This is a genomic window from Corallococcus sp. AB045, assembly GCF_003668895.1.
Taxonomy (GTDB): domain Bacteria; phylum Myxococcota; class Myxococcia; order Myxococcales; family Myxococcaceae; genus Corallococcus; species Corallococcus coralloides.
Genome location: NZ_RAWN01000021.1, coordinates 1 through 16,847 on the forward strand (window position 1 = coordinate 1; position 16,847 = coordinate 16,847).

The 16,847-nt window shown below is 70.2% G+C and carries 10 protein-coding genes and 1 pseudogene; 4 read left to right on the forward strand and 7 right to left on the reverse strand.

The window, feature by feature from the left end; all coding sequences use genetic code 11:
• Positions 1 to 580: pseudogene (locus D7Y21_RS07465) on the reverse strand (hypothetical protein); the annotation flags it as partial.
• Positions 581 to 692: 112 nt separating this feature from the next.
• Between D7Y21_RS07465 and D7Y21_RS07470 the strand changes: the two are divergent.
• On the forward strand, positions 693 to 1,409 hold the full coding sequence (locus D7Y21_RS07470) for a DNA alkylation repair protein (protein WP_121712170.1): 717 nt from the start codon (positions 693 to 695) through the stop codon (positions 1,407 to 1,409).
• Positions 1,410 to 1,442: 33 nt separating this feature from the next.
• Here D7Y21_RS07470 and D7Y21_RS07475 read toward each other — a convergent pair whose 3' ends face one another.
• Positions 1,443 to 2,753: a hypothetical protein gene (locus tag D7Y21_RS07475; protein ID WP_233591340.1), complete on the reverse strand. Its 1,311-nt coding sequence runs from the start codon at positions 2,751 to 2,753 to the stop codon at positions 1,443 to 1,445.
• Positions 2,754 to 2,887: 134 nt separating this feature from the next.
• On the opposite strand from D7Y21_RS07475, the gene D7Y21_RS07480 reads away from it, so the two are divergent.
• Positions 2,888 to 3,934, forward strand: coding sequence for a hypothetical protein (locus tag D7Y21_RS07480; protein ID WP_120561285.1), 1,047 nt, complete (start codon positions 2,888 to 2,890; stop codon positions 3,932 to 3,934).
• Positions 3,935 to 3,980: 46 nt separating this feature from the next.
• Here the strand turns inward: D7Y21_RS07480 and D7Y21_RS07485 are convergent, their stop codons facing one another.
• Both D7Y21_RS07485 and D7Y21_RS07490 read right to left on the reverse strand, forming a co-directional pair.
• Positions 3,981 to 8,723 carry a translocation/assembly module TamB gene (locus tag D7Y21_RS07485; RefSeq protein ID WP_121712172.1) on the reverse strand — a complete coding sequence of 1,581 codons (4,743 nt, stop codon included), beginning with the start codon at positions 8,721 to 8,723 and terminating at the stop codon, positions 3,981 to 3,983.
• Complete coding sequence (locus D7Y21_RS07490) at positions 8,720 to 10,897, reverse strand: outer membrane protein assembly factor (RefSeq protein WP_233612011.1); 2,178 nt, start codon at positions 10,895 to 10,897, stop codon at positions 8,720 to 8,722. The genes D7Y21_RS07485 and D7Y21_RS07490 overlap by 4 nt, the downstream gene beginning before the upstream one ends.
• A 167-nt stretch (positions 10,898 to 11,064) precedes the next feature.
• Here D7Y21_RS07490 and D7Y21_RS07495 point away from each other — a divergent pair, with 167 nt between their 5' ends.
• A complete protein-coding gene (locus D7Y21_RS07495) occupies positions 11,065 to 11,379 on the forward strand; it encodes a hypothetical protein (RefSeq protein WP_120561287.1) in 315 nt (104 codons plus the stop codon).
• A 52-nt stretch (positions 11,380 to 11,431) separates the two neighbouring features.
• Here the strand turns inward: D7Y21_RS07495 and D7Y21_RS07500 are convergent, their stop codons facing one another.
• From D7Y21_RS07500 to D7Y21_RS07510, 3 genes are all read right to left on the reverse strand, one after another.
• A complete protein-coding gene (locus D7Y21_RS07500) occupies positions 11,432 to 12,985 on the reverse strand; it encodes a 4-alpha-glucanotransferase (RefSeq protein ID WP_120561724.1) in 1,554 nt (517 codons plus the stop codon).
• Between the two features lie 215 nt (positions 12,986 to 13,200).
• Positions 13,201 to 14,109 (reverse strand): hypothetical protein, encoded by a 909-nt coding sequence (locus tag D7Y21_RS07505; RefSeq protein WP_121712174.1) that lies wholly within the window; start codon positions 14,107 to 14,109, stop codon positions 13,201 to 13,203.
• A 78-nt stretch (positions 14,110 to 14,187) separates the two neighbouring features.
• Positions 14,188 to 15,918, reverse strand: coding sequence for a hypothetical protein (locus D7Y21_RS07510; protein WP_120561289.1), 1,731 nt, complete (start codon positions 15,916 to 15,918; stop codon positions 14,188 to 14,190).
• Between the two features lie 335 nt (positions 15,919 to 16,253).
• On the opposite strand from D7Y21_RS07510, the gene D7Y21_RS07515 reads away from it, so the two are divergent.
• The gene (locus D7Y21_RS07515) at positions 16,254 to 16,838 is read left to right on the forward strand and encodes a DNA-3-methyladenine glycosylase (RefSeq protein ID WP_121712215.1); all 585 of its coding nucleotides are present in this window, start codon (positions 16,254 to 16,256) and stop codon (positions 16,836 to 16,838) included.
• Positions 16,839 to 16,847: the final 9 nt, after the last annotated feature.

The following is a 16,847-nucleotide window of genomic DNA, read 5'->3' on the forward strand; positions in this document are numbered from 1 at the left end:
CCCACGGCCCCGCGAGCCCCGCCACGCGCTGGACCACCGGCAGCGCGCGGGCGAGCAGCGGTCCCGCGCGGCGCAGCGCCGCGGCCCCCAGCTGGCCCGCCCGCCGCACGCCCCGGGCGATGCCGCGCGCGGCGCTGCGGATGCGCCGGGTGATGCGGCCGAGGAAGGCCTCGGCGTCATCCGCGTCCATGGACTCCAGCACGAAGGGGTTGAGCGTCCGCGCGAGCGCCACCGCCGCGGGACCGGACACGAGGCGGTTGCTGGTGGCCGGCACGAACAGACCGCTGGCCGGGCTCGCCTCGAACCCCTCGAAGCCGTCCTCCTCCAGGAAGGCGTCCTCCGCCTCGGCCTCGGCGAACAGCTCCTCGAAGCCGTCATCCTCGAAGCCCGAGGGCTCGAAACCCGAGGGCTCGAAACCCGACGGTTCGAAGCCCGAGGGCTCGAACGGGTCCGCCTCGAAGCCCTCCAGTTCGCTGAACTCATCCGCCAGGTCCTCCAACTCCTGGAGGGCATCCGCGCCCTCCCAGGGATCCATGGCGTCGAGGGACTCCACATCGGACAGGTATTCAGCGCTGGTCATCGCTTCCCCCTCGCAGGTGAGACCTCCACCCTTCACGGGCCGCAAGTTGGAGAAGGGACACGGGGAGTGACAGTCACTCGTTTGAGCTAGTGCTGGCAGAATCCCGCGCGACATGACCCTGGAAGAGACGATGCGGGAGCTGGAGCGGCTGGGCACGGAGCAGACGCGGAAGACCTATCTGCGCCACGGGGCTCCACATCCGTTGTCCGGTGTGAACTTCGGTCCGTTGACGGCGTTGAAGAAGCGCATCGGCACGGACGCGGTGCTCGCCCGGGCGCTCTGGGCGTCGGGCCACACGGAGGCGCGGCTGCTGGCGACGATGGTGGTGGACGCGCCCGCGATGCCCTGGAAGGAACTGGACGCCTGGGCGAAGGGGCTGGACTGGCACACGCTCACGGACGTCTTCGTGACGAACGTGGTGCTGCGCTCACCGCACGCGGCGAAGGCGCTGACGTGGACACAGTCGAAGTCCGAATGGGTGGGGCGGGCAGGGTGGCAGAGCCTGTCCGCGCTGCTCATGAAGACCGCGGTGCTCGCCGGGGAGGACCTGCTGCCGTGGGTGACGCGGATTGAGCAGGAGCTGCCCGGCGCGAAGAACCGCGTCCGCGAGGCGATGAACGGCGCGCTCATCGCGGTGGGCTCCACCGGAGGCGCGGTCCAGACCGCGGCGCTCGCGACGGCGAAGCGGCTGGGCAAGGTGGAGGTGGACCACGGCGACACGGCCTGCGAGACGCCGGAGGCCACGCAATACATCCGGAAGATCCAGGCCCGGAAGGAAGCGAAAGCCAAGAAGCCCGCGGCCTCCAAGCGCACGCGGGCCCGGGCCTGAACGCGGCCCGGGCGCACGGCACCGCTCAGCGGCTCAGTTCTTCACGCACGCAGCCTGACCACCCGCGTCCTTGTACGCCTTCACGCGCTTCACCAGGTTGCCGCCGTCCGACTCCGGCGTGGTCTGCTCGTAGTTGCCCGCGCCGAAGAGCATGCCCACGCCGCCCGCGGCTGCCACTTCGCCCGGGTGCGTGAGGAAGTAGTCCACGCGGTTGTCGCGCCACTGCTCCTTGATGTTGGGCAGGGACATGTTGCCCACCGGCAGCTGCCACCAGATGTGCGGCTTGTTCAGCCGCGTGGACACCGCCTTCGCCCAGGTGAACGCCTGGTGGAAGTGCGGCAGCTTGCGGTTCTCCGGATCCCACCAGACCGCGCTGCCCGTCGTCTGCTGGTACCAGCCCGCGTCGCGGTCGGACGCCTCCACCGTGACGAAGTCCGTGTCGCCCGCGCCCACCGACAGGAGGAAGTCCGCGACCTTGTTCGCCTCGCCAGCCACGTCGAACGACGCGTCCGTGTTGCCGGACACGTCCGTCTTCGTCGCCCACGCGCTCGCGTGCAGGCCCACCTTCGCGTTGGGCGCGTACTTGCGCGCCATGGCGATCATGCACCTGCCCAGGCCCGCGGCGTTGTTCTCCTGGCTGCCGCAGTCCGTGGGGTTCGCCGCCTTCACCGCCACCGGCGTGGACTGCGCCTTGCCGTCCTTGGGGAAGAACTGGAGGTAGGCCCACATGTCCGGCTCAATCTGGAGCAGCGCCTTCTCCTGGCCCACCTGCTTCAGCAGGAAGCGCCAGTCCGCGAGGTAGCGACCCAGGAACGCCGAGTCGTTGAGCGCCTTCAGCTGCTCCTCGCCCTCCGTGTAGCCGCTGGCCTGGAACGCCTCGTAGTAGGTGATGAAGGGGAGCTGGCCCTTCGCCTGGGTGGCCTTGATGAAGTCGCGCACGTAGGCACCGGGCGGGTCCTGGTCGTACTGCCAGCAGCCCCACCAATTGCAGCTGCCGCCGACGCATGACTTGCCGTCGGACGTGCACCCGGACGTGCACGACTGGCATGCGTCCTTCGAATCGAACAGGCCCGCCGCGACGTAGAGGTAGCGCACGTCGAAGGGCGCCTTCCCCGACGTCTCCTCCTCCATCTGCGCGCCCACCAGCACCGTGCTCTTGCCCAGCGTGGTGAGGAACTTCGCGCCCAGGCACTCCGAGCCTTCGCCCGGCGTCACCCCGGGCCCATCCGTGCCCGGCCCGGGCTCTTCACCCGGCTCACTCGAATCCGAACAGCCCGCCACGGCCAGCAGGCCCGCGGCGAGGAACGGCCAACACTTCCGACGAAACAGGGCAGGGGTCCGCATGATGTCCAGAACTCTACTCCGGCCCCGTCCTCCCATGCCCCTCACCGCTGGGAGCTTTTCCCTCCCTTGCCTGGAAGTCTTGAGTCACGCTCGCCCCACCGGCCCACGGCCGGCCTTCCCCCGAGGTGTGCGTGATGAAGCTCCGATGGTGTGTGCTGCTGGTGCCGGCGCTGCTGGCGGCCGGCTGCGGTCCCCTGGATGAAACCCCCGAGCCCGTCATCGACGAGCTGACCGGGCAGGTGCTCCAGGAGGCGACGACGAAGTACGACATGCACCGCCTGTTGGAGGACTCGGACGTCACGGGTGGGACAGGCATCACGCCGGCCCAGGTGCAGGCGTTCCTCCAGCAGCAGGGCTCGTACCTGGCGGGCTACACGGACCCGGCCTACGGCAAGACGGCGGCGACGCTCATCGTGGAGCGCTCGCGCGCGTCCAACATCAGCCCGCTCTACATGCTGGCGCGCATCCAGGGTGAGTCCAGCCTCATCCAGAGCGGCACGTCCACCAACCTGAGCAAGGCCACGGGCTGTGGCTGTCCGGACGGCAGCGGCTGTGACGCGCAATACGTGGGCTTCGGCAAGCAGGTGGAGTGCGCGGCGAAGAAGATGCGCGGCTACCTCACCGACCTGGAGGCGGGGCGCGCCACCATCTCCGGCTGGAAGACGGGCGTGACGAAGTCCACGTCGGACCCGTGCTCGGTGAAGCCGGTGAACCACGCCACCGCCGCGCTCTACACGTACACGCCCTGGGTGGGCGCGTACGCCATCCAGTGTGGACGCACCACGGTGGGCGGCTCGTCGCTGATGGCGTCCATCTACAACCGTTACAAGACGGCGTACGCGTGGACGCTCACCACCGCGGAGGGCTGCTACTCCGGCACGGTGGACGCCACGGTGCCGGAGGGCTCGTGCGTGCAGAGCTCGTCGGACGCGCTGTGGCGCCAGTGCTCGCAGGGCGTCTTCATTGGCGGCACCACCGCGAAGCCGTCCAACTGCAACGTGTCCTTCCCGTACTGCGCCTCCACGCGCCTGGGCCGGAGCGTGCCCCTGCGCACCTGCGTGCAGGTGAGCAGCACCCTCTGGCAGCAGTGCGGCGCGGAGGGCGTGTGGCGGGACGCGCCGGGCGCGGGCAGCACGGGCGTGGGGCCCGTGGGCACGTGCTACGCGGCGTACTCGCTGTAGGGCATCACACCGCCGCCCGGACGGGACGCGCTACACGTCCGGGCGGTCAGTATTCCTTGGTCCAGATGAGGTCCAGGCCGCCGGAGCGCGCGTCGCCGTACATTCCCTCCAGGCTCCAGCGCGGGCTGAAGAGGTACTGGAAGCGCACGGCGTTGGCGTTCTCCCCCCGCTGGAGGTTGGCGCCCACGCGGCCGGTGTAGCCCACGTAGATTTTATCCGTCACGTACGTGCCCACCTCCAGCTTGGTGCCGGCGATGCCGCTGTCACCCGCTTCGATGGAGAGCACGTCCAGGGGCAGCTTCGAGGCGATGGCCTTGCGCGCCTCGTTGGCGACGAACGAGCCCACCACGGAGGCGGCCTGCGCGCCCGCGTTCATGGACGCACCGGAGCCGCGCTCCAGCGTGCGCCGGCCGGTGGCGAGCAGCGTGTAGATTTCCGACTCCGGCAGGGCCGGCTCGCTCGTCGTCTTCAGCGTCACCTCCTTGCCCTGGCCGCGCACGGTGACGAAGACGGTGACGTTCGCGTTGTCGTTGCGGTGCTCGGCGGTGACGTTGATGTACGGCATCATCACGGGGCCGGTGAAGCGCACCTGGCTGTCGCGCTGCACGTCGAAGCGGCGGCCCAGCACGTCCACGCGGCCCAGCAGCACCATCACCTCGCCGAACATGCGCGCCTCGTTGGCGTACTCGACGCGGAAGCCCTCGGACAGACCCAGCTGGACGTTGAGGTCCGTGCCGCGCACCCACAGGTTGCGGGGCGCGTTGATGTTCACCCAGAACTGACGCTGCGGCGGCCCTTCCTCCTCCTCGCCATCCTCAGCCAGGGTCTCCGCCTCCGCCTGTGACGTGGGGCCGCCCGCGCCGCCGCTGCCCAGCGTCGACTCCGGGTTGCCGGGCATGCCGGGCGAGTCCGGCGCGTTGCGCGGGTCTTGCGCCTTCTGCGACGTGGCCACCTGCGTGGGCGCCTTCTCCTTCTTCTTGCGCTTGTCCACCGGCACGCCGTTGCGGACCATCACCACGTCCACGGGGCGCTCCAGGGGCTGCAGGTCCTTGCGCTTGGCCTCCGGAAGCTCGACGTGCGCCTCCGGGATGGACAGGTCGCTGATGTTCACCAGCCGCTCGCTGAGGCTGCCCTTCATGGACAGGTTCAGCGTCAGCAGGGCCATGAGCTGGTCCTCCACCACGATGGGCAGGTTCTTGGTGTTGCCCTTGCCTTGCAGGACGAACTCGCCGCTCTTGCCCTGGCGGTTCGCGGTGGCCGTCAGCTCCAGCGTGCCGTTGCCGGACTTCGCGGTGAGCTTCTTGAGGTCGATTCGCTCCTGTGACGCGTTCAGCGCGAGCTGGATGTCGTGGTACTCGCCGAAGCCCATCAGCCCCAGCCGGCCGTCCTTCCACGCCAGGTCGCCCTTGAAGGTGGGCGCGCCCACGGTGCCGCCCAGGCTCGCGTCCGCCTGGATGATGCCGCCCAGCGAGCGCACGTACGGGGAGATGCCGGAGAGGAACGTCGGGTCGAAGCGGCGCGCACGCAGCGACACCTCCACCGGCGCCCGCTCCGCCTTCTGCGCGGGCCCCTGCGCGGACTGGAACGCGGGCAGCGACAGGTCCAGGTTCATGGTGCCGCCCATCAGCAGCGACCCGCCGCCGGGCGCGGTGAGCATCGCGTCGAAGAGGGACTTCGCCTGGGAATAGGAGTAGTGCAGCCGCGCCTGGCCCAGCGCCGTCTGCGCGACGCCCAGGCCCTGCATGCCCGCGTTCAGCTCCAGCTCCGGAGCCTCCGGCGTGCCGCGCGCCACCAGCTCCATGGACAGCACGCCCTGCGGCCCGCGGTTGCCCTGCGCCGGCTGCACCGCCATGCCGGGAATCTCACTCAGGGGCACGGGCCCCACGCGTCCCTTCATCCGGAAGGGCACGCGGCTGACCACCTCGCGGTCCTGGAGCGCGGCCAGCGGCGCCATCACGCGCGCCTCCAGCGTGGCCAGCGGCCCGTTGGGGCGCTGCACGTCCAGCGTCAGCTTCACGTCTTCATTGCCCGCCAGCGCCAGCGCGGTGCCGTTGAGGGGCGGCAGGCCGTTGGCGGTGACGCCCCGGGCCTGCATCTCCACGCGGCCCTGCGGCGCGAGCGCGGGGCCGTTCACGTCCGCCTTCAGCGTCACCGTGCCGTCCGGCTTGTCCACGCCCTCCGCGCCCTGGAGCAGCTTCAAGGGCAGCTCCGCCACCAGCGCCTCCAGGTGCAGCGGCGCCTCCAGCGCCTGCGCGGGCGTGGGCGGCTTCGCGATGACGCCGCCCAGCGTGAAGGGCGTCTTCACCAGGACGTAGGCCTGCGGCGCGACACCCTTCACGTCCAGCCGCGCGCTCAGCGTGGCGTCGTTCGCGGCGGAGCTCGCGCGCAGCTCGAAGCCCAGCGCCTGCGCGAAGAGGGCCTCCGGCCGGCCGGGGTAGCGCAGGTCCTCGCCCACCACCTTCAGGTCCAGGCGAGGGTCCTTCGCGGAGCCGTCCACCACCAGCGTGCCGGTGATTTGACCGGAAGGGCCGGGCGGCTGGTTCGCCAGCTTCAGCACCTCCGCGACGTCCAGCTTCTCCAGGCTCACCGTCAGGGACAGGGGCTCGTTGCGCCGGCGCAGCACGCCCTGCACGGGCACGTCGAACTTCGAGGACACACGCGCCGCGTTCAGCTCCGCGCCCAGCGTGCCGGTGGCGCGGTCCTTCACGTATCGCGCCTTCACCTGGAGCCCCAGGCCCTCGTAGCCGCGAGCCCGGCCATCCGCCAGGGTGAGGTCCACGTCCGCGTCCGGCCGAGCCATGCGCCCCTTCGCCGCGACATGGCCGGACAGCGTGCCACCCAGGCCCAGGTCCTCCGGCACCGCGATGCGCGGCAGCTTCGACAAATCAAAGGCGCCCAGGTCGATGCGCGCGTCCACGCGCTCGCCGTCCTTCACCGCGGCGACCTTCAAGGTCTGCGGCCCCGACGCGAGCGCCAGCGGCGGCTGCAGCGCGATGCGACCGCCACCGAAGGCCAGGTGCGTGGGCTGCTGGAGCGTCCAGGTGGCCTCCGGCCAGGACAGCGAGAAGGCGCGCATGGCCAGCCCCTCGTTGTCCTCGTCCACCGTGCCCTCCACGCCCAGCGCGAGCTTCGCGTCACCGTCCACGCGCACGCTGGCCTTCAGCTCGCGGTTCTCGCCGGTGGTGAGCGCCAGGGACAGGTCGCGGAACGTCTTTCCCGCGGTCTTCAGCTCGCTCACCAGCACGGTGGCGTCGGTGGTGAGTGGACGGGTGACGTCCGGCACGCTCGCCTTCAGCGACAGGTCCTGGATGGCGATGTCGCCGTAGTTCAGCGCCACGAAGTTGCCGTCCGCCTTCACCCCCGGCGAGCGCGGCGGCCCCTTCACCAGGAGCTCCAGCGAGCCGCTGCCGGACATGGGCGGCACGGTGCCGCCGGGCAACAGCTTGTCGAGCGCCTGCGACAGCAGCTTCAGGTTGCCCGCGGACAGGCTGCCACGCGCCTCCAGCGCCTTCGCGGTGCCTTCGCCGGACGCGACGAGCGCCGCGCCGGGCATCATCACGCGCAGGTTGCCCACGTTGTAGCGGCCGTCCTTGGCGCTGGCCTTCAGCTCGATGGGCCCCACCGACTGGCCCCGGAACTCGGACGGGGTGACCGTGAGGGCCACGTCGCCGTCCAGCGTCTCCACGCTGTCACCACCGCCGTGCGCGATGAGGTCCGCGGCGATGTTGGTGGGGATGCCGTTCTCCATCAGCTCCGCCAGGTTGACCCCGCGCGCCTTCACGGTGGTCTCCGAGGTGCGGAACGTCTTGAGGTTCACGTCGCCCGTCAGGTCCAGCGTGGCCTTGCCCGCGGAAGCGCCCAACTGGGCCTTCGCGAGGTCGCCGTCCATGGACGCGGTGCCCTTCGCTTCAATGGGCACCACCAGCGGGTACGCGGGCACGAAGGCCCTCACCGGCTCGGGCGGCACGGCCAGCCTGCGCAGCTCCACGGCCGCGGCCGTCTCACCGGTCTGCTTCGCGCCCAGGTCCGCCTCGATGCCCGCGAGCCCCAGCTGCGCGTCCACCTGGCGCACCACGTCCTTGCCCTGGCCCTTGAGCACCAGTCGCACCGGACCGGTGAGCGGACGGGTGAGGCCGCCCGTGGCCTGCAGGTCCGCGGCGAAGTCCATGTCCGCCAGCGCGTAGTGGCCCTCGCCCTTCGCGCCGAGCTCCTCCAGGCGCACCTGACGCTCGCCGCCGTCCGGCAGCTCCTGCTGGAAGTCCACGTAGCCGTGGCTGAGCTCGAAGTCCTTCAGGTGGATGCGCAGGGCGCTCTTGCTTTCAGTGGGAGGCTCCTCGGGCTTGGGCTCCCGGGGCTCCAGCGCGCGCATCAGGTTGAGGCCGCGCTCGTCCTGCACCAGGTACAGGCGGGGCGTCTCGATGCGGACCTTGGTCAGGTCCACCTGCTGGCCCAGCAGGGGCGACAGGTTCAGCCGCGCCTCCACGCGGGCGATCTCCGCCGCCAGGTCGCCTTCCGGCGTGTAGAGCTTGATGCCGGTGAGGACCGCGCCGTTGAAGTCCAGGTCGAACCCGCCCAGCTCCAGCCGGCCGGCGAACTGCTTGTTCGCCAGGTCCACGCCAAAGCGGGCGATGCGGGCGGACCCGCCGGGACTGGTGGCGTACACGAGCGCGCCCACCACCAGCAGGACGATGAGTCCCAGGAAGCCAAGCAGGCCCCACAGGAGCCGCCGTCCCCAGCGCTTGCGCCGGTGGGGCGGGGCGTTGGAGGCGGGGGTCGTGGGTTCGCTCAAAACGCCTCTCCGATGGAGATATGGACCGCGCAGAGCCCTTCCGGGGCACCCGCGTACGCTGCATCGGCGGACATCGTGGCCTTGTCGAACTTGCGCCCGAAGCCCAGGCATCCACCAGAGGACGGATAGATGTATCCGGGATCGCTGACGGGCAATCCCCGCCCGATGTTCAAGCGCCTGGCGAGGTCCAATCGAATGGGGCCCACCACGGTCAGGTAGCGCAGGCCGGCGCCCAGCGCGTGGTAGTGCTCGGGACCGAACAGCTTGGGGGCGTTCTTGCCGAACAGCGCCTCCGTGCCCACGAGGCCGGAGTCATAGAAGATGGCGACCATCAGGCTGTCCGTGAGCATGTAGCGCAGCTCCACGGAGCTCTCGAAGAGGCTGTTGCCGCCCACGGGCACCGTGTCCCAGGAGTCCAGGATGGGGTTGCCGTTCGCGTCCAACAGGACGTTGCCGTCGTCGTCCTTCTTGAAGGTCGGCGTGAGCGGCGTCATGGGCGACAGCCGCTGGCCGTTGAAGCCGCGCATCGCGGTGGCGCCGCCGGAGAAGAAGCGGGTGACGATGGAGCTCTGCCCGCCGCCCGCCGGATCCAACGTGCCCGCGCGCAGCTTCACCGCGAGCGTCAGGTCCTTCTTGTCCCCAATGGAGTGGTAGTAGCGCAGGTCCGGCAGCAGCCGGACGTAGTGGTACTGCCCGAAGAAGGGGCCGCCGCCCTTCTGGATGGAGAAGCCCAGGTAGTAGCCGTCGCGCGGCTCGGTGCGGTCGTCGCGCCGGTCCCAGGCGAACGCCACCTCCAGGAAGCTCAGCGCCTGGTCGCACTTCCCCTTCTCGTTCGTGTTTTCACAGCCCAGGATGATGGGCGGGACGCTCTCCTCCAGGCTCACCTGTCCCGTCAGCCGGTAGAGCTGCAGGTTGTACGAGGGGAAGACGGAGAAGGACGGGTGGGGTGTCCAGATGACGCCCGTCTTGAGGTAGCCGCCGTAGAATGAATAGGCCTGCTGGAGGCCCTTCTCCGCGGTGACGGAGGCCTGCAGGGCCAGGTCGCGGAAGAGGAAGCGCGGCTGCTCGAACTCCGTGGTGAAGGTGAAGACGGGGGCCTCATCGGAGCCCGGGTCGTTGCGGAGGCTCGCCAGCACGTTGGGGATGAACGCGTAGCCCAGGCGTCCGCGCAGCGTGAGCCTTCGCAGGCCGCCGCGGAAGTTGCGGTTGGTCCACTCGCCCAGGATGCGGCCTTCCTGCCGCGCGGCGTCCACGCCGATACCGCCGCCCAACCGCAGCGAGTGGAAGGGCGACTCGCGCACGTCCACCACCACCGGCACCGTGGCGTTCTGCCGGTCCGGCGCGCCCCGGTTCACCTTCACCGCGCCGAACACGCCCATGCGGAAGACGCGCGCCTGCGCCTCCGCCAGCGCCGCTTCGCTGAAGTAGGCGCCCTTGATGACGGCGCCCTGCGCCTGCTCGATGATGCGGCGGGGCGGCACCTGCGGGTTCGCGTCCGTGGCGATGAAGATGTTGCCGAAGCGGTAGCGCAGGCCCGGTGCGACCTGCAGGTCCACCACGGCCTTCTGCGTGGCCACGTCCACGCGCACCTCGCCGCCCACCTCGGCTTCCGCGTACCCCAGGTCCTTGAGCCGCTGGAGCACCAGGTCCTTGGTGGCCGCCCACGTCTCCTCGCGGAACACGTCGCCGGTCTTCACCGGCAGCTCCTCCAGGATGCGCTCCCGCTCGCGCTGCGAGGGCTGGTCCTTTCCCTGGCCCAGGGACTCCAGGCCGTGGGATTCGATGCGGTCGATGACGGTGGGCGCGCCCTCGTTGACCACCACCTTGAGGCGCACGGCCTTGTCGCCGTCGGGGATGACCTCGTTCGACTCCACCTGCGCCTGGTAGAAGCCCTCCGCCTGGTAGAAGCGCTCGATGCGGCGCAGGTCCGCCTGCCACGCGTTGGTGTCGAAGTAGTGCGCCTTGCCGAAGGGCCAGAACGCGTACCAGGGCGTGGAGGACGTGAGGATGCGGTCCTTGATGTCCCCGTCGTCCACCTGCTTCGCCCCCTCGATGTCCAGGGACTTCACCTTCGGTCCGGTGGGCTGATTGGAGGTGGTGGCGCACGCCGCGAGCAGCACGGTCAGCGCGAGGGGCACGGCGGAGCGGAATCGGAGGAGTCGGACGTCGGCCACGTCAGGTTTCTTACCGGAAGGCCAGCCCCTGACGCGTTTCGCAATGTTTCTTTGTGCGGAGAGTGTCGCATTCCACGACCTCGGGGACGGGGTCATTGTCCGCCAACCTTCCGGGCTCCGCCGTGGCGCGTGCAACCGGGCCCGGGGTGCGTCAGATTCGGGCCCCTATGGTCCGGCGAATCGCACTCCTGCTGTCGGCCACGCTGGTGCTCGCCACCGGCTGCGGCGTGAGCGAAGACGAAGTGGTCCAACTCAAGGAGGGAGAGAACCTCTCCGACACGCCCTACTGCGGCTCGCTCGGCTGCGCGGATCCGTACCGCCTCTGCGCGGAGCTGTTCCTGGAGTTCGGCCGCTCGCCGCCCCTGTGCGTCGTGGACAACATCTGCGACCGGCTGGAGTGCGCGAAGGAGGGCCGCCGCTGCGCCGTGTTCAACGGCTTCCCCGGCCAGGTGAAGTGCATCGAGGACGGCGGCCAGCAGTAGGCCGTCATCCAGGAGCCCCGGGGTAGCGGCCCCGGGGCGGAAGGCCTTCAGGCTAGCGGCGCGACGAGGCGGTGAGCCACGCCAGGCGCTCCGCGGCGTCCTTCGTCTGGGCGTCCGTGAGCAGCGCGTCCGTGTTCTGCGCGATGCGGTAGGCCCAGTTGGCGTCGCCCATGGTGCCGGGCAGGTTGATGCGGTCGCGCGTGCCCAGCACGTCCTGCCACGGCAGCACGCACAGGTCCGAGCCCGCGTTGAGCGCGGCGGCCAGCGTGGCGCGGTGGATGTCCGGGGTGAACTCGCGCGTCACCGCCACGCCCTGGAACTCCGGCCACGTGCGCGCGGCGTTCTGGCGCTCGTCCTCGCGCGCCTGCTCCCACCACTCCGCCTGCGGCTCCGTGTCGTGCGTGCCGGTGGTGACCAGCGACACGGCGGGGAACTGATGCGGGTCGCGGTAGGTGTTGTCGTCGCGCTCCCAGCGCAGCACGCGGTAGCCGGGCAGCTTCAGGTCCGCGAGGATTTGACGCACGAACGGGGGAATCACGCCCAGGTCCTCGGCGACGATGCCCGCGCCCTCCGACAGCAGGCGGAAGTGCTTCTCACCCTGGCGGCGCCAGGTGGGCTCGTCTCCGGGGACGAAGTAGCCGGTGGGGTTCTTCTCGTCGCGGATCCACTGGCGGAAGTAGCCCACCGCGTGGTCCACGCGGCGCAGGTCGTAGTAGCTGGCCGCCTTGGCAGCGCGCTTCTTCAGCCACGCGTAGTCGTCCTTCTCCATCGCGGCGAAGTCGAAGTAGGGCAGGCCCCAGTCCTGGCCCGTGGCGGAGAAGTCGTCCGGCGGCACGCCCAGGCGCGCGTCGCGGCGCAGGATGTCCGGGTGGGCCCAGCAGTCGGAGCTGTCCTGCCCGATGATGAAGGGCTCATCCCCGCACAAGAGCACGTCCTTCGCCTTGGCCTGCGCGCGGACCTGGTTCCACTGCGCCTCCGCCAGCCACTGGAGCCAGGCGTGGTAGCGCACGCGGCGCTCCATGCCTTCCTTCTGGATGGCGAGCAGCGCGTCCGGCTGGCGCGTGCGCAGGCCTTCGGGCCACTGCCACCAGGGACGGCGGTCCTCCTTCTCGCTGATGGCGGTGAAGAGCGCGTAGCTCTCCAGCCACTCGCCCTGCGCCTCGCGCCACTTCTGGAACTCCTGGGCGCGCGGCGTGCGCGGGGTCCACTCGTGCTTTTCGAAGTGGTCGAAGGCGCGCGCGAACGCGGCGTCCTTCAGCGGGAACACCAGGTCGTAGCGCACGCGCGCCGCGGCGCGGGCCTCCGCCAGCTGCTGCTTCTGCGCGTCGCTGAGCGCGCCCTCTGCGCCGGTGGCCTGGAACTCCGGCACCTGGTTCAGGTCGATGAAGAGCGGATTCAGACCGAACGCGGACCGCGTGGCGTACGGGCTGGGGTCGCCGGGCGCGGTGGGGAGGAGGGGCAGCACCATCAGCATGCGCTGACGCGCGGCCTTCATCCAGGAGAAGAGCCCGTCCATGGCACCGAAGTCACCGATGCCGAAGTCCGTTCGCGAGCGCAGGGAGAAGAGAGGCAGCAGGAGACCGGAGAGCCGGCCAGGAGTGGACATGATGCGGCGCAATCTGCCCCAGCCCCGGGCCGGTGTGAACTGCCGTCGCCCGGGTGTTCACCCGTGCCTGCCTGGCCAGCGTGCGGAGGTTGGCTGGTGAAAGTTGGACGGGGGCGCGGCGCCTTTCGGAAGGGGGGGCGAAGTCCAGGCCGACCTCGGCGGCGTCCCCCTGCCGTGAGCCCCGCCCCGGACTCGCTGGGGCGTGACCGGGTGTGTCATGTCCCCACGTCGCGCTGGCTGGCCGTGCCGGCCCCCAACTGGCGAGCAACCATGGAGACGATGCGCGCGGCGTCCTCGAAGCGGGAGCGCGTCACGCCGACGACGGTCTGGGGCCACATGCACTCCACGCGGCCGTGGGTGCACCGCACGACGAACGCCGTTCGTTGGAGCAGCAGCGCGCGGACCTCCGCGGGGAGCTGCGTCCGCACCCATCCCGAGGGGTCCTCGACTTGGAAGAGCGCCTCGAACGTTCGCGGGCCGGGTTTCCAGACTGGGTCCCAGCGAAAGGAGAACGGTTCCGCCATCTCGCGCGGCGACAGGCGGAACTCCACTTCCGTCGCGACCCGGGCCTGGACCCGCCAGTAGGCCAGGAGATGAATCATCCCAGGCCCCCGGTCATCGAACTCGCCGGATGAGGCATGGAAGCTCTTCAAGTAGATGGTGAGCTCGACGCCATCCCTGGTGACGCACACTCGCTCGTGGCGCTCGGGCGCGCGCCCCTGTTCCGGATCTCGGAGCGAGTCCATCAGGCCTTGCGGCGTCGCTGGCACGACAGCCCCCGAGAAGGCGCGGGCGAGCGTGGGCAGAACCTGGTCCTCCGCGATGCGGTCTTCGTCCGGGATGGCGGCGTCGATGGCGGCGCGCAATCGCTTCGAACGACGGACCCGTTTGCGATCCCAGACGATGCCGTACCCGCCGACCCCGAGCGCGACGCAGCCCAGGGCGAGCTCCCCGGCGCTCACGTTCCCTTCGAGCAGGCCGATGAGGGGGACGAGGCCGTACAGGAACGGGAAGTACCCGGCGAAGAGCCCGAACACACCCTCCGGGCCAACGAACAGCGGCGCCTCCTTCGGCGTGCAGGCGGGAGGGATGCCGTTGGGCGTGGAGCCGGTCTCTTCGGTCATGGGGGACCTCTGTCCACCTGGCGGTACTGCTCGAAGCACCACCCCGCCAGGGACTCCGGACGGGGTGGCGCGAACACCTCAGAGCTGTGCGCCGAGCAGGTTCACCCGGCGCTTGCGGCTGCCATCGGTGAACACCTCCACCGGCCAGCCGCTGCCTGCGCTCTCGCCGTTGGTGTACTTCCAGAACCGCATCAGATTGCCCGGCTTGATGCCCCCGGCCGCGAAGCGCGGCACGGTGAGCGGCGCGGGAGCCCCGGTCACCGTCTGATCACTCACCTTCTTGCAGGCCCTCCGGTACCGCACGTTGCCTCCGGGCGTGACGTACCAGATCTCCTTCGTGTCGAAGCACTCGTACACCGGCTCCTTGCGCGTCTCCTTCTTGAACGTGATGAGCACCTGGTTCCCCTTGGGCGTCACCTTCGCCACGACGCCGCTGGGCAGCCGGGTCGGGTCCATCGGCGAGTCCTCGGTGTGCACGCTCATCCCCAGGCTGGGGAGCTGCACGGCGGGGCTCGCCAGGTCCGTGAGGCCGCTCGTGCCGCGGCTCTCGTTGGCGCCATTGACCATGCCCTGGACCGAGGCGGAGATGGGACCGCGCTGCACCAGGGTCCGACTCAGGTAGTACTCGAAGACCCGCTCCATCACGGGCGCCTCCTTGTCGTTGAGGCCACACAGGGTGAGGCCGTACGCGAGCGAGGAGCCGAGATAGCCCCCCATCGTCATCTCCTGCACGGAGGTGGAGGGGTTCGCCTTGGCGTGGTCTCGCGCCCAGCCCTGGAAGGCCGGGAACAATTGACTGGCGCAGCCGGTCATCCCTCCGGGCGTGTCCGTCCGCTTCGCCTCCAGGGCCAGCACCGACTCGAAGACGGCCTTGTTCGCGGCGGCCTCCTTGGCCCACTGCGCGCGGGCGGCCTCGGGGCCCTTGAAGAACATGGCGGCCACCGCCTTGTCCTTCTTCGCGGCGTCCTCGATGAAGCGCTGGCGCTCCGCGAACTCCGCCATGGCGCCGCGGAAGGTCAGCACCGCCTGCATCGCCGCCTCCTCGGGCAGGTCCATGGCCGCGAGCTGCCGCCGGAACGCCGCGTCATCCAGGGTGACGCCGGACGCGTTGACCCAGTTGCGGTAGTAGCGCAGGTCCTTCCGAGTGGACTCGCCCAGGGCGCGGAAGTTGGTCATCTGGGACTTCACGAAGACGGCCTTCGCGAGCTCGCTGTCGAAGCCACCCTCGTAGTCAACCACCCAGAACGCGGGCTCCTCGCTGCGATGCTGCGAGCCGAGCACCGAGCGATTCTCCCGCGTGTTCCAGTCGCCACAGCCCACGCCGATGCGCTCGAGCGAGCGAATCAGGCGCAGGTTCTCGGGGCCGGTCGTGATGGGGGCCAGCTTCTGGCAGACGGGGTTGTCATTCATGCTGGGCGCCTGGTAGCGCCCGCCCTGTCCATACGTCTTCGCGGCCAGCTTCATCAGCCGCTCGTTGTCGGCGAGCGTGAGGCCGTGCTGGTTGCTCAGGCTCTGCCGCACCGCCTGGACCCACGCGCGGCGCCCTTCGTCGCCAGCGTTCTCGCAGCTGTAGAGCACCAGGTCGCGCATCTCCCCCAGCGTCATCCCGTTGAAGTACTCCGACGCCAGCTCGAGGGAGTCAGGCGTCGAGGAGAGCTTCTCCGTCACGCCGTCGCACCAGGTCGGCGCGCCGGAGGGCACGGCCTCCGCTGGAGCGGCGGGTTCAACCTTGGGTGCCGGCTTTGCCGCGAGCGCGTCGCCGAAGCCTAGCGAGAGGAGGGTCGCGAGGAGGAGGTTCGCCTGTTTCATGGTTGCGGAGAGTCCTTTGCGATGGGGCCAGGCATCCCCAGGGGGCAGCAAGCGGCCGGGGACGCCCGATGGGTCGGGTGGCTTGGCGCGCTTCGAGGACTGGCTTGCCCCCCTCCAAGGCCCGATGCGCGCGAGGGGGATGGCTCCCCGTTTCGCTGAGCGTGTCGGTGGGTTCGTACTCCAGGGATGGTTTGAAAGGCAACAGTCGTGCCTGGAGCCGCGTCGCGGAGAAGACGCCGTGCGGACAGGGACGGCGGAAGGAAACCAGCCCCTTCGGAGGGTTGTGCATGAGGCCGTCCGCCATCATCCTCCGCGCCCGGACAAGCCCCTCGCCCATGAGCCTCCTCCCCCTGTCCTTCTACGCGCGGCCCACCCTGGAGGTGGCGCGCGACCTCTTGGGCACCCTGCTGGTGGTGGACGGCGTCCGGGGCCGGCGCGTGGGCCGCATCGTGGAGGTGGAGGCCTACCTGGGCGAGCATGACCTGGCGTGTCACTCGTCCAAGGGCCGCACACCGCGCACGGAGGTGATGTTCGGGCCGGCGGGGCGCTCGTACGTCTACCTCATCTACGGAATGCACCACTGCTTCAACGTGGTGACGGACGCGCCCGGGGTGGCGGCGGCGGTGCTGGTGCGGGGCGTGGAGCCGGTGGAGGGCATCCCGCCCGGGGAGCGGACAGACGGACCGGGAAGGCTGTGCCGGGTGATGGGGCTGAACCTGAACCACAACGGCCTCACGCTGGACTCGGAGGGGCTGTACTTGTCGCTGGGGACACCGGTGCCGGACGCGCGGGTGGAGCGGGGGCCTCGCATCGGCGTGGAGTACGCCGGGGCGTGGGCCGCTGAACCCTTCCGGCTGTGGGACCGGGACAGTGGACACGTCAGCCGCTTCGTCTCCCGGCGGCCTCGCCGTCGGCCTTGACGCGGAACC

Coding starts and splice junctions, on each gene's coding strand:
- D7Y21_RS07500 (WP_120561724.1), bottom strand. CDS start 12,985: ATGTCCACTCCTGGCCGGCTCTCCGGTCTCCTGCTGCCTCTCTTCTCC.
- D7Y21_RS07510 (WP_120561289.1), bottom strand. CDS start 15,918: ATGAAACAGGCGAACCTCCTCCTCGCGACCCTCCTCTCGCTAGGCTTC.
- D7Y21_RS07470 (WP_121712170.1), top strand. CDS start 693: ATGACCCTGGAAGAGACGATGCGGGAGCTGGAGCGGCTGGGCACGGAG.
- D7Y21_RS07515 (WP_121712215.1), top strand. CDS start 16,254: ATGAGCCTCCTCCCCCTGTCCTTCTACGCGCGGCCCACCCTGGAGGTG.
- D7Y21_RS07480 (WP_120561285.1), top strand. CDS start 2,888: ATGAAGCTCCGATGGTGTGTGCTGCTGGTGCCGGCGCTGCTGGCGGCC.
- D7Y21_RS07475 (WP_233591340.1), bottom strand. CDS start 2,753: ATGCGGACCCCTGCCCTGTTTCGTCGGAAGTGTTGGCCGTTCCTCGCC.
- D7Y21_RS07495 (WP_120561287.1), top strand. CDS start 11,065: ATGGTCCGGCGAATCGCACTCCTGCTGTCGGCCACGCTGGTGCTCGCC.
- D7Y21_RS07505 (WP_121712174.1), bottom strand. CDS start 14,109: ATGACCGAAGAGACCGGCTCCACGCCCAACGGCATCCCTCCCGCCTGC.